General features: G+C 45.1%; 1 pseudogene. It reads left to right on the forward strand.

From position 1 onward, the window contains the following. A pseudogene (locus AC1XUO_RS29695) lies at positions 1 to 268 on the forward strand (hypothetical protein); the annotation flags it as partial.

Consider the following 268-nt stretch of genomic DNA (forward strand, 5'->3'; position numbering starts at 1 on the left):
CGCCAGTGTTTTCATTAATCCAATTTGGTATCAATGGATCCTGAATGCTTTGGAAAGCGCGCTATCCAACGGTAGCCAGGTGGTGACGATCCGGAACGGAAAGATGTATTTGAACGCCTTGCCAAACACGGAAATCAAGCCACGCACCTATATGATCGGGGTTAATAACATGTTCTGGACCGTTGAAGGAAACTTATTCTATCTGCACCAGGATGTTGAAGGCGATATCCCGAAAATGAAATTCCAGGAAGTTGGTCGCGATCTAATA

This window comes from Dyadobacter sp. HNCC25DJ186, assembly GCF_056895235.1.